Source organism: Paeniroseomonas aquatica, assembly GCF_030409335.1.
In the GTDB taxonomy this organism is placed as follows: Bacteria; Pseudomonadota; Alphaproteobacteria; order Acetobacterales; family Acetobacteraceae; genus Belnapia; species Belnapia aquatica.
On record NZ_JAUFPN010000007.1, the window covers coordinates 1 to 11,739 of the forward strand.

8 protein-coding genes and 2 pseudogenes are annotated in these 11,739 nt (G+C 69.1%); 7 read left to right on the forward strand and 3 right to left on the reverse strand.

Translation table 11 applies throughout. The features are described from left to right. Window positions 1-63: 63 nt before the first annotated feature. A complete protein-coding gene (gene traA, locus QWZ14_RS00930) occupies window positions 64-3,336 on the forward strand; it encodes a Ti-type conjugative transfer relaxase TraA (RefSeq protein ID WP_290314671.1) in 3,273 nt (1,090 codons plus the stop codon). Window positions 3,337-3,514: 178 nt separating this feature from the next. Beyond that, window positions 3,515-5,782, forward strand: coding sequence for a fused MFS/spermidine synthase (locus tag QWZ14_RS00935; RefSeq protein ID WP_290314672.1), 2,268 nt, complete (start codon window positions 3,515-3,517; stop codon window positions 5,780-5,782). A gap of 31 nt (window positions 5,783-5,813) precedes the next feature. Here QWZ14_RS00935 and QWZ14_RS00940 read toward each other — a convergent pair. Next, window positions 5,814-6,440: pseudogene (locus tag QWZ14_RS00940) on the reverse strand (ISAzo13 family transposase); the annotation flags it as partial. A 56-nt stretch (window positions 6,441-6,496) separates the two neighbouring features. On the opposite strand from QWZ14_RS00940, the gene QWZ14_RS00945 reads away from it, so the two are divergent. From QWZ14_RS00945 to QWZ14_RS00965, 5 genes and pseudogenes are all read left to right on the forward strand, one after another. Further along, window positions 6,497-7,249 (forward strand): response regulator transcription factor, encoded by a 753-nt coding sequence (locus tag QWZ14_RS00945; RefSeq protein ID WP_290314673.1) that lies wholly within the window; start codon window positions 6,497-6,499, stop codon window positions 7,247-7,249. Beyond that, complete coding sequence (locus QWZ14_RS00950; protein WP_290314675.1) at window positions 7,240-8,592, forward strand: sensor histidine kinase; 1,353 nt, start codon at window positions 7,240-7,242, stop codon at window positions 8,590-8,592. Before QWZ14_RS00945 ends, QWZ14_RS00950 begins: the two co-directional genes overlap by 10 nt. Window positions 8,593-8,763: 171 nt before the next feature. Further along, on the forward strand, window positions 8,764-9,348 hold the full coding sequence (locus QWZ14_RS00955) for a DUF3108 domain-containing protein (protein WP_290314677.1): 585 nt from the start codon (window positions 8,764-8,766) through the stop codon (window positions 9,346-9,348). 193 nt (window positions 9,349-9,541) lie between these two features. Further along, window positions 9,542-9,922 (forward strand): annotated as a pseudogene (locus tag QWZ14_RS00960) (transposase); the annotation flags it as partial. A 52-nt stretch (window positions 9,923-9,974) separates the two neighbouring features. After that, window positions 9,975-10,331, forward strand: coding sequence for a transposase (locus QWZ14_RS00965; protein ID WP_290314679.1), 357 nt, complete (start codon window positions 9,975-9,977; stop codon window positions 10,329-10,331). 206 nt (window positions 10,332-10,537) lie between these two features. Here the strand turns inward: QWZ14_RS00965 and QWZ14_RS00970 are convergent, their stop codons facing one another. Both QWZ14_RS00970 and QWZ14_RS00975 read right to left on the reverse strand, forming a co-directional pair. Then, window positions 10,538-10,780 (reverse strand): transposase, encoded by a 243-nt coding sequence (locus QWZ14_RS00970; RefSeq protein ID WP_290314680.1) that lies wholly within the window; start codon window positions 10,778-10,780, stop codon window positions 10,538-10,540. Window positions 10,781-11,172: 392 nt separating this feature from the next. Continuing rightward, on the reverse strand, window positions 11,173-11,739 hold a 567-nt coding region (locus tag QWZ14_RS00975), incomplete at its 5' end, for a carbohydrate-binding domain-containing protein (protein ID WP_290314681.1).

Sequence of the window (11,739 nt, forward strand, 5' to 3'; positions counted from 1 at the left end):
GGAAGTGCGCGCTTATACGTCACTGCGTGACGTGCGCTCAGCCTGCCGCTACCCTGGCTGCCAATGGCGATCTATCATCTCTCAGCCAAGCTGATCTCGCGCGGTAGCGGCCGCAGCGCAGTCGCCGCGGCGGCCTATCGCGCGGCCGAGTGGCTGCACGACGACCGGCTTGGGCGCGACCAGGACTTCACCGCCAAGACCGGCGTCGTGCACCGCGAGGTGCTGCTGCCGGAGGGTGCGCCGGACGCCTGGCGGGACCGGGCCACGCTGTGGAATGCAGTCGAGGCGGCGGAGAAGCGCAAGGACGCGCAGCTGGCGCGCGAGGTGGAGGTGGCACTGCCGCGCGAGCTCAGTCCGGCGGAAGGGATCGCCCTGGCGCGAGACTTCGCCGCGCGGGAGTTCGTGGCGCGCGGCATGGTGGCGGATGTCTGCGTGCACTGGACGCAGGGTGCCGACGGCGAGGCTAAGCCGCATGCGCATATCCTGCTGACCACCCGGCGGGTCGAGCCAGGGCAGGACGGCATGGCCGGGCGCTTTGGTGCCAAGGCCCGGGAGTGGAACGCGACGGAGCTGCTGGTCGGCTGGCGGGAGCGTTGGGCGGGGCTTGCGAATGCCCGGCTGGCCGAGCAGGGGCATGACGCCCGGGTCGACCACCGGTCCCTGGCGGCACAGGGGATCCCGCTCGAGCCGCAGCACAAGGTGGGTCCAGCCGGGGAGCGGCGGGCGGAACGGGGCGAGGCGGCCGAGCGGCGGGTCGAGCACGATGCCATCGCCCGGCGCAACGGCGCGCGGATTGCGGCCGAGCCCATGGTGGCACTTGATGCCATCACCCGGCAGCAGAGCACCTTCACCCGGCAGGAGCTGGCGCGGTTCGTGGCGCGGCATACCGATGGGGCCGAGCAGTTCGGCCAGGTGCTGGCCAAGGTTGAGGCTACGCCGGAGCTGGTGTGGCTTGGCCAGGACGGGCGCGGGCGGGACCGCTTCACGACGCGAGAGATGCTGGCGGTCGAGCAGCGGCTGGAAGCGGCCGGGGCGGCACTGGCGCGGTCGCCGACGCACCGGGTCGAGCGGGTAGTGGCCGACCGCATCCTGCGAGCGGCCGAGGTGCGCGGGATGCGGCTCGGTGACGAGCAGGGCGATGCCCTGCGGCACGTCACCAGGGGCGGCGACCTGGCGCTGGTGGTCGGCTACGCTGGCACCGGCAAGTCGGCGATGCTCGGCGTCGCGCGCGAGGCCTGGGAGGCGGCCGGCTACCGGGTCCGCGGGGCAGCGCTGTCGGGCATTGCGGCCGAGGGGCTGGAGGCGGGCAGCGGCATCCGCTCGCGCACCCTGGCGAGCCTCGACTGGGGCTGGGCGCAGGGGCGGGCGGAGGACCGGCTGACCGGACGCGACGTGCTGGTGGTGGACGAGGCCGGGATGGTTGGCAGCCGGCAGCTGGAGCGGGTGCTGGGCCAGGCCCGCGCGGCCGGGGCGAAGGTGGTGCTGGTGGGCGATCCGGAGCAGCTGCAGGCGATCGAGGCTGGGGCGGCGTTCCGGGCGCTAGCCGAGCGGCATGGGGCGGCGGAGATCAGCGAGGTGCGGCGGCAGCGGGAGGGCTGGCAGCGGGACGCCACGCGCGAGCTGGCGACCGGACGGACGGCCGAGGCAATCGACCGCTACGAGGGCGCCGGTGCGGTGCAGGACCATGCGACGCAGGAGGAGGCACGGGCGGCGCTCGTCGCCGGCTGGGCGGCGGGGCGTCAGCAGAGTCCCAACTCCTCCCAGGTCATGCTGGCGCCAACCCGGGCCGACGTGGCGGCACTGAACCAGCTGGCGCGGGAGCGCCTGCGTGCCGGCGGCGAGTTGGGCGCCGAGCACCAAGTGGCGACGGAGAACGGGGCGCAGGCGATGGCCGCTGGTGACCGGGTCATGTTCCTCCGCAATGAGCGGGCGCTCGGCGCCGGGCCCGATGGGCGCGGCGGCGTCGCGGTGAAGAACGGCACGCTGGGCACGGTGCTGGCGGTGACGGCCGGGGGCGAGCGGCTGACGGTGGCGCTGGACGGGGCCGGCGGTGCGGCAGGGCAGGGGGCGACGGTGACCTTCTCCCCCGGCGACTATGGCCACCTCGACCACGGCTACGCGGCGACGGTGCACAAGGCGCAGGGCGTGACGGTGGACCAGGCGCATGTGCTGGCCGGGCCAGGGATGGACCGGCACATGGCTTATGTGGCGCTCACCCGGCACCGGGAGGGGGTGGCGCTGCACTGGTCGACGGAGGCAATGGGCGATCGTGCGGGGCTGGTGCGGGCGCTGTCCCGCGCGCGGGCGAAGGACACCAGTCTCGACTATGCCAAGCCGGAGGGCGTGGCGGCGTTTGCTGAGCGGCGCGGGCTGCATCCCCTGGCGCCGGCGGGCGACATCGTCATGCCGGGACGAGGGCCGCCGAAGTCGGAGCCGGAGCCGGAGCCCGAAAAGCCGGCGCCGATGTTGCCGGCGCACCGTGACCCCTGGGGCCGCGATAGCCAGGGGCGTAGCACGACGCCGGCTGACCTGACGGCGGTGGCCGAGGCGGATCCACGGGTGCGCCAGCACGTCGCGGACCGGGTGCGGGACCTGGGGGACGCCTACCGCGACCCGGGGGAGGCGGGCCGGCGGCTGGGCGAGCTCATCCGGCACGAGGGCGGCGGCTTGCGGCGGGCGGCGGCGGTGTTGGAGGCGGAGGGTCCGGAGATCCTCGGGGCGCTGCGTGGGCGGGACGGTTGGCTCGCCGGACAGCTGAGCAAGGCGGAGCGGGCACGGGCCCTGGGCGCGGTACGGGGCATCGCCTGGGGCCTGAAGGCCGAGGCGGCAGACCGGGAGCGCGCGACGCGCGAGCACGCCGGGCAGGTGGAGGTGCAGCGGCGGCGGGATGCGGTCGAGGTGCCTGGCCTGTCGGTGGCGGCTTGGTCGGCGGTGCGGGCGATCGAGGTGGCACGGGAGAAGGGTGGCCGGCCCAGGCCGGAGAAGACGGACGTGTGGCAGCGGTTGGTGCGGCAGAATGCGGCAGTGGCCGACGCCTGGTCACGCGAGGTGGCCACGAAGCCCGAGGTGGCGGCGGAGCTGCAGGCCTTTGCGGAGGCAGCGGGGAAGCGGCTGGGCTATGGCGGACTGGAGGGAGCGGCCGAGCCGGCGGAGGCCGCGCGCAGTGCCCCTGAAGGACAGCGTCCGCGTGAGGGCATGGCGGGCGTTGCACGGGCGCTATCGGCCGAGCGTGCGGGGCGCGGCGCGCATGAGGCGCGGGAGCAGGCGGTGGAGCGGCAGCGCCAAGCTGAGCAGCAGCGGCTCGGTATCCGACAGGGACGCGGGATGCGGATGTAGAGGGAACCGAAGCGGTGGTTAGTAGGAGGTTGCGCTGGCGGCCTGACGCAAACTCACCAGCCTCCGGCGAACCCGGGGCGGTTCAGTGCTGGATTGACGGGCTTTTGTCCTACGAACGCGGATTATTCTTGTTTATATTAAATCTTACGGTTGTGAATGGCTAGTCATGTCGAGGTTGATGGTCGCATTTTTCTGTTCTGGCTTCGGTGCGTTGCTCTGCCAGATCGTATGGCAGCGCATGCTCGGAATCTTCGCCGGCTCCGATACCGTTAGTGCCGCCTTGGTCGTGGGGGCCTTCCTCGCCGGGCTGGGCCTTGGCTCCATCATCGGCGCGAAGATCGCGGACCGGCTGTCGCCGTCGCGGGCGGTCATGGGCTTCGCCCTCTGCGAAGCCGGTGTCGCGCTCTGCGCGCTGCTGTCAAAGCCCTTCCTCTATGACTGGCTCGCCCTGTCCATGGCCGGGCAGGTGGAATCGCCGGTCGCCATCTTCGCCCTGTGCTTCGCCGGGCTGGTAGTGCCGACGACCCTGATGGGCGCCTCACTGCCGCTGCTGAGCCGCGCCGTCGCCGTCTCGCTCGATACCGTCGCCGAGCGCATCGGCCAGCTTTACGGGCTGAACACGCTGGGGGCCGGGCTTGGGGCCTTGCTAGGGGGGTGGCTGATCGTCGGCAATATAGGCTTCGTCGGGGCGCTAGGCGTCGCAGCGGGCTTCAACCTGGTCGCCGCCGGTCTGGCGCTGACCTTGCTGCCCGGGCTGCGCGATGCGCCGCAACCGGTGCCGCAGGCGAAGGCTGGCCGAATGGCGGAACCCTTCGGCGGCCTGCCGCTCTGGTCACTGCTGGTCTTCCTGTCCGGCTATGTGATCGTGGCGATGGAGATCCTCTGGGTCCGGCTGCTCGGCCAGGTCGGCCAGTATCACGCCTATCTCTTCCCCACCGTGCTCGGCGTCTTCCTGCTGGCTGATGGGCTCGGCATTGCGGTCGCGGCGAAGCTGGTGCGGCAGTTGCCGGATCCCCGGCGTGCCTTCTTCCTCACCCAGGGCGCTGGCTTCGTGGTGGCGGCGGTGCTGATCATCGGGTTATGGCTGGTGCTGAACCTGCCGCCGCTGTCCTGGTTCGTCACCGTGGACGACTGGCGCTTCGAGCCGAAGCCGATGCTGGTCTCGACCCTGCTGATTGTCGCCGTGGTGGCGCCGCCTTCCTTCCTCATCGGCATGACCTTCCCCTTCGTCCAGCAGGCCGTGCAGCAGGACTTGGCGAGCGTCGGCGCGCGGGTCGGCTGGGTGCAGCTGGCGAATATCTGCGGCAACGCGGCGGGTTCGATCGTCACCGGGCTGATCACCCTGCATTGGCTCGGCAGCATGGGGACCCTGCGGCTGCTGGCCGGGCTCTCGCTGCTGCTGCTGCTCGGCTGGCTTTGGCAGGGGCATCGCGACCGCCGGCTGGAGCTGGGGCTCGCCGCCGCCTGCGCTCTTGCCGTGGTGGCGTTGCCAAGCAATGAAGCCTTCTGGCGCCGCATTCACCGGCAGGCGCCCGGCACCTTCGCCGCCTGGTCGGAGGACCGCAGCGGCGTGACCTTTTACCGGGAGACGCCGAACCAGCCCTGGCTCGACGCGGACCGCTTCTTCGTCATGGGCTATAGCCAGGGGCGGGTGCCCTTCCTTGGTATCCATATGCTGCTCGGCGTGATTGGGCCGCTGGTCCATCCCTCGCCCGAACGTGTGCTGGCGATCGGCGTCGGCAGCGGCGGCACGCCCTGGGGTGCAGCCATCTCCCCGGCGACCCGCAGCATCCGCGGGGTCGAGCTGATCAAGCCGGTGCTCGACACGCTGGAGGATATCGCCGAGGCGAGGCCCGATGGCGTGGTCGCGGCCCTGCTGCATGACCCGCGGGTGCGGTTCGAATATGGCGACGGGCGGCAGGCACTGACCCGCGGGCATGAATTGTATGACGTGATCGAGGCTGATGCAGTGCATCCGCAGACCTCGCATAGCGGGTTGCTCTATAGCGCCGAATTCCTCGAACAGGTGAAGGCGCGGCTGGCGCCCGGTGGGATCTATGTGCAGTTCGCCCCGACCCCGCGGGTGGTGGATACCTTCGCCGCGGTCTTTCCCCATGCCGTGCTGCTGCGGCCCTTTCCCGTGCTGATCGGCAGCAAAGACCCCATTTACTTCGACCATGCGGCCCTGCTGCGACGCCTGGCCGAACCGGAGGTGCTGGCGCATGTCCACCGGGCCAATCCGACAGTGGTGAGCTTGGCCGAGCGGGTTTCGGGCGAGCCCTATCTCTGGACAACGGAGAGCCCTCGGATCGCCCCGCCACTGACCGACCTGTTTCCGCGCGACGAGTTCTTCATCAACCAGGCGACGGATACCGAACGGGAATGGCGGCCAGCCGTGATGCCTACCGCAGCGGCAATCCAACCGACAGCGAAGGCGGAGCGTTGATATGCTAAGGATCTGACGCGAAATGACTACGTCAAGGCGGCTGCTGGTTGGGTGAGATGGTGTAGTTCCATTCGCCGTGGAACGGATCACGCTCGATGGCGAGCGCGGTCATCTCGGCATCGGTGACCTTGACGCCCTTGGGATAGCTGCTGGCATCGAGTTCGCAGCGCACCGTCAGGCCAGTCTTCGTCGTCGTGGCGCCAATCAACTGGACGATGACCTGGTGGCTGACCAGCGGCTTGCCGCGCCAGTTTTGCGAGATGGCGGCGAACAAACGATGCTCGATGCGGTTCCACTTGCTGGTCCCGGGCGGCAGGTGCGCCACGGTGACCGCCAAGCCGGTGTCATTGGCGAAGCGCTGCAACTCGCGCTTCCACAGCCGTACCCGGGCGCCATTGCTGCCGCCGCAGTCGGCAGTGATGACCAGCCGCTTCGCCTCGGAATAGCGAGCCTGGCCCAGCTGCTGCCACCAGCGCCGGATGCTCTCGACCGCGAAGGCCGCCGTGTCGGCATCCACGCCGGCGCTGACCCAGCCGGCATTGGCGGCGAGGTCGTAGACGCCATAGGGTGCGACCTTGCCCAGCGCCGGCAGCTCGAAGTCATGCACCTGCACCGGCTCCGGCTGGCCCTTCGGACGCAGTTCGCGGCCGGGGCTCCTCTTTTCTACCGCTGTCGGTATTTTGGTCAGAGACGGATTGGGAGGCGGCAGGAATTATGACGTTCGGCGAGCCGCCGTCGGTCCTCTCGGGCGAGGGCCGTCACGTGCTGGTGGTGGAGGACGATGGCGAGCTACGGCCGCTGTTGCTCTCGCTGTTGCGCCGTAGCAGCTTTCGCGCCACCGGGGCCCGCAACGGCGTCGAAATGCGAGAGGTTCTGGGTGCCGCCGCCACCGTGGACCTTGTCCTGCTCGACGTCATGCTGCCCGGTCGGTCGGGCTTCGAGCTCTGCCGGGAGATCCGCGCTCAGGGCGACATACCGGTGATTCTGCTCACCGCGCTCGGCGAGGCATCCGACCGCGTGATCGGGCTCGAAATCGGCGCCGATGACTACGTGGTAAAGCCGCCCGACCCTCGGGAGCTCGTGGCGCGCATCCGCGCCGTGCTGCGCCGTCGGGAACGCGGCGGCCTGGTCGGCGCTGTTGCCCACGACCAGGCGATGTTCGGCGGCTGGACCCTCGACACGCGGCGGCGCGAGCTCACCGCTCCCGAGGGCAGGCGCATCGAGCTGACCAGCGGCGAGTACGACCTGCTACTCGCCTTCGTCGAACGGCCGCAGCGGGTGCTTTCGCGCGACCAATTGATCGACCTCGCCCGCGGGCGCGCCTTCGGCGGATTGGGGCGATCGGTTGACGCGCAGGTCAGTCGCCTGCGCGCCAAACTCGGCAGCGCCCAGGACGAGGCCGCCGGAGTGATTAAGACGCTGCGCGGTGTCGGCTATATGCTGGCATACAACGTGGAGTGGCGGTGACGGTCTGGTGGCGGCGCTGGCTGCCCGACACTCTCGCGGGCCGCATCCTCGCCCCTGGTGCCGCCACACTGGTCGCCCTGTTGGGGGCGAGCCTCCTTCTACACGCCGCCCTGCTGCGGCGGGCCGCCGAGCACGGCGCGGCAGAAATCGCGGCGCATCGCATCGCCGACGCGGTCGTGGCGGTCGCTGCCGCCGCGCCGGTCGAGCGCCCGGCTCTTGCGCGCCTTCTGTCCGGGCCAGACCTTGAGGTGGCCTGGGGCAGCGATCCAACGGTGCCGGAGGGGCGGGGCGCGCCCAAGCCTGACCTCGAGCATGCCGGACGCCTCGCCGAGGTGGCGCTCGAGCTCCGCACCGCTCCGGGTGGCTTGGATGCAGCGCATGGCATCCTGCAGTATGCGGTGGTCAGCGCGCGCCTCGCCGACGGCAGCTGGGTCAATGCCCGCGTGCTGGCGGTGTCGCTGCTGGCGGCAGACGACACCGCCTTCCGCGTCGCCGTCGGCGTAGTCGCCCTTGCCCTGCTGCTCGCCGCTGCTTTCGCCTCGCGGATCGCCGCGGCACCGCTGGCCAAGCTCGCTCACGCCGTGCGCGGCCTGCCGCCGGACGGTGAGGCCACGCTACCGGCGGTCGGCGGCCCCCGGGAGGTCCGCGAGGTGGCGGAGGCCCTCGAGGCCGCAACCCGACGGACGCGCGACCTGCTCCGTCAGCGTTCGCTCGCGCTCGGCGCGCTTTCGCACGATCTGATGTCGCCCATTGCGCGCCTCAAGCTGCGTGCCCACGAACTGCCAGACGTCGAGTTGCAGCGGCGCGCTCTGGCCGATCTCGCTGAGATGGAAGGGATGGTGAGCGACGTGCTTGCCTACCTGCGTGGTGGTGATGGCGGCGGCGAGCCTGCCATTCCAGTCTCGGTCGCGGCGCTGGTGCAGGTAGTGGTGGACGAGTTTGCCGAAGCTGGCGCGCTGATTGAGGAGCGACGCCTCGACGATGCCACCGTGCTGGCGCGGCCGGTGGCGCTGAAGCGGACGGTCCGCAACTTGGTCGAGAACGCTGTAAAGTACGGGCGGGAGCCATGGGTCGAGGTGCTGGCGAACCGGGCTGAGGTGATCGTGCGGGTGGGCGACCAGGGCCCCGGCCTGTCGCCGGAGGATCTCGCCCGCATCTTCGAACCGTTCTTCCGCGGCGACCGGGCTCGGGCGGCGGGCGGCGGCAGCGGTCTCGGCCTGCCGACCGCGCGGGCGATCGCCGAAACGCATGGCGGGGCGCTGGACATCTCCAGCGCCCCGGATCGGGGCACCGAGGCCGTACTGCGGCTGCCGCACGCCGCAGGCAGTCGCCGCCCGGTCTGAGGCTGCACACCGCAGCGGCCGCCGCTGCAACAAAATGATGGCGGTCCGTCACTGCCCCGCAATGCTCGACCGCTAGCCTCTGTAACGGGTACCGAAGCAGCGTCGGAAAGGGTCGCCACGATCGCCGCAACGGAGCCGCCAATATAAAAGGTGACCAGCAGGGAGTAGCAAATGGTCCGCCCAACAATTCTGGCCGCTGTTGTGCTCGCGGTGACAGCTGCGCCGGTGCAGGCACAAAACGCGCAGTTCCGCTGTCCGGCGTCGGGAACCGTGGTGGAGCAATCGGTCGGCACGCGAATCAGCTATCGCGGGCAGGACGCTGGCGATCCGCTGGTCTGCCGGACGGCGGATGGTCAGCGCAGATTCCTCGGCTACTGGTCCGCGAGCAGCCTGTTCTATCGTGCTGGCGGCGTCCAGCTGGCCAAGCTGTTAATGGGCGGCTCCCGCGAGGAGCGCATTAACTACTTCTCGCCCGGCCGCGACAGCAACAGCGTCCACATTTTCGAGACTTGGCGCGTGCTCGGCACCAACCCGGTCGAGACTACAGCCGGAACCTTCGATGCCTTGCGCGTGCAGCGTCAGTTCGAGGTTGCGGGCTCGGCCTACTCCTATCTGGAGACGATCTGGCTGGATCGGGCGAGTGGGGCACCGGTGAAGGTTGAGGTGAATCACCTGAACGGCTTCATGGCGCCGAACGTGATGGCATGGGAAGCCACGGACCTTCGGACCGGGACACCGCGGTCGCCGGGAAGCTGAGGCAGCGGCTCGTCCAGCGAAGGTCATGAGCAACTTCCGGCTAAATCTGTTCGCGCCGGATGGCAGGTGAAAGGCGGCGCCGGTCTCCCAATGAGAAGAGCGGCGCCGCCTTTCGGGTGTGCGGAACAACCAGACGGGTTAGTGGACTTGCCTAGGAAAAGTGGAGAGGTTCCGATGATGCAAGAGGACCCCCATGAAGCAGCAGCGACGGTTTACCAAAGAATTTGAGGACGAGGCTGTCCGGCTCGTTAGGACGAGTGGCCGAACCCAGCGGGAGATCGCGGAGGATCTCGGGGTTGGGCTTTCGATGCTGGTGGGCTGGCTCGGCCGCAGCCGGGATCGCGCGGCGGAAGCGCTTGGCGGATCGACAGCGCCGGACGTAACGGCGGAGCTGAAGCGGCTGCGGCGAGAGAACGAGATTTTTCGCCAGGAGCGGGACATCCTGAAGCGCACCACCGTTTTTTCGCCCGGGAGGGAAGCCGATAAGCTTCAGGCTCGTTGACGAGAGAAGAAGGAGTTTCCCGTGCACCGCCTGTGCCGCGTCCTTGGCATCAGTCAAAGCGGCTACTGGGCCTGTCCCGCTTTCACGGACACTTTTGATAGGCTGAGGAGCTTGGGAGGTGTCGATGGCGGAGAGCAACAGACAGCGGCGGTCCTTTCCGGACGCATTCAAGCTGGAGACGGTGGCGGCGATCCAGGGTGGCCGCTCGGTGACGGCGGTGGCGGCCGAGTTGGGCCTGCCGGACCGGCTGGTCCGGGCTTGGCTGCGCTGGGCTGAGGGCCGCACGGCGGCAGGGAGCGGCACGCCGGCGCCAAAGCCCCGCAAGGAGCAGGCGGTGCCGGCGCGTCGCATAGGGCCAAGCCCGGCCGACCAGGCGGCGGAGATCGCGCGGTTGCGGCGCGAACTCGACCGTGCCCGGATGGAGCGCGACATCCTAAAACAGGCGGCGCTCATCTTCGGCCAGGCGACGGGCCGGAGGTGAGCTATGCCTTCATGCAGGACCACGTCGCCGACTTCCCCATCCAGGTCATGTGCGAGGTGCTGGGGGTGAGCCGCAGCGGCTACTACGATTGGGTTAGGCGGCCGGAGAGCGCGCGGGCGGTTGAGGACCGCGTGGTGGCGGCCGAGATCCGCACTGCGCACGAGGCCAGCCGCGGCCGCTACGGCAGCCCGCGGGTGCATGCCGTGCTACTGCCTTGTGTCGCCGTCATCGACCAGCAGCGGCACGAAGCGCGGTGCCCGCGGCAGCGCCTGCCGCGCCGGACGACCCGCGGTCTCCCGGCGCCAGCGATACACCAAGCTCGGCGAAATTCCGTAGCGCTGCGCCACCAGCAGCACCCGCGCTCCCGGCTTCGCCGCCTCGGTCAGGACCCTGGCCCGCTCATCCGGCGTGTATTCGTGGCGGGCCTCGCCGCGAGTGACGATCTCCACCCGCGTCACACCATCTGTGGCAGCATCAGTGCTAGCACTGATGCGAGACTTCGAGCCGGCCATCGCTTCACCTCCGCGACGGCCTACCTCTCAGCCATACTGCTCCCGCGCAAGAAGGGCCCGGTAGCTGCGCTTACGCTTCACCCTCAATCCGCTCCACCAAATGCCGGGACTAAACAGACAAATGAGTCCCGCCTGCAGGTCGGCTGCCAATGGCTCTCCGTGAACTTCGATGGGTACCTTCTGTCTGGCGGCATCCACTAGTTCCAGTCACGGAAGGTCGCTGGGCCAGCACGCCGATGAGGCCTTGAGCCCCGAGCCGGTCATGCAGATCGGCGGCATGGACATGGGCGAGCGCGAGGAAAGGGCTTGTTGAGGCAGTCTACTGCTGGTTAACGCCACACATAGAAATCCGAGATGTTGCCCCAGCTGCCGGTGTCGTTGAAATGAGCCATGACTGCCGTGGAAGTCGCATCCCAATCAATGTCTTGACGAACCAAGACTGGTTCTGGGTTGATCGTCGGCGTCTCTGTCACCGATTCTGGATTGACTGTGGCAGCTTCAGTGAAACTGAACGCACCTGAGGTGTCGTCCCAAATGCCCTGGACAGCACCTGTGATGGCTACCCCGTTGAAACTTGCGCTCTCAACATAGAGGTTCCGGTCGGTGTCCGACGTCCCACCCCATGCGTCGTTGAGGAGCGTGACCTTGACGTCATGGGAGCCTGTGTTCCAATCACCGTACAAGGTCAGAATATCAAACGTGCCGGCCTTATGCAGAGCATTCGCGGTGAACGTTTCGCCGATCGCCTTGCCATCCACACGTACGGAATACTGTGCATCGCCTTGGTAGGCATCCTGGGCAATGTGAATCACCAGCGCATCGTTTCCTATGCCGGTCACCAGCTCAAGTGGGACCTGCGGCGCAACTTCCACCGGAAGTGCCACCTCCGGTGGTGC

Bases quoted from the DNA above. Each gene is read 5' to 3' on its own strand.
- traA (WP_290314671.1), top strand. From the start codon at position 64: ATGGCGATCTATCATCTCTCAGCCAAGCTGATCTCGCGCGGTAGCGGC.
- QWZ14_RS00965 (WP_290314679.1), top strand. From the start codon at position 9,975: ATGGCGGAGAGCAACAGACAGCGGCGGTCCTTTCCGGACGCATTCAAG.
- QWZ14_RS00955 (WP_290314677.1), top strand. From the start codon at position 8,764: ATGGTCCGCCCAACAATTCTGGCCGCTGTTGTGCTCGCGGTGACAGCT.
- QWZ14_RS00935 (WP_290314672.1), top strand. From the start codon at position 3,515: ATGGTCGCATTTTTCTGTTCTGGCTTCGGTGCGTTGCTCTGCCAGATC.
- QWZ14_RS00945 (WP_290314673.1), top strand. From the start codon at position 6,497: ATGACGTTCGGCGAGCCGCCGTCGGTCCTCTCGGGCGAGGGCCGTCAC.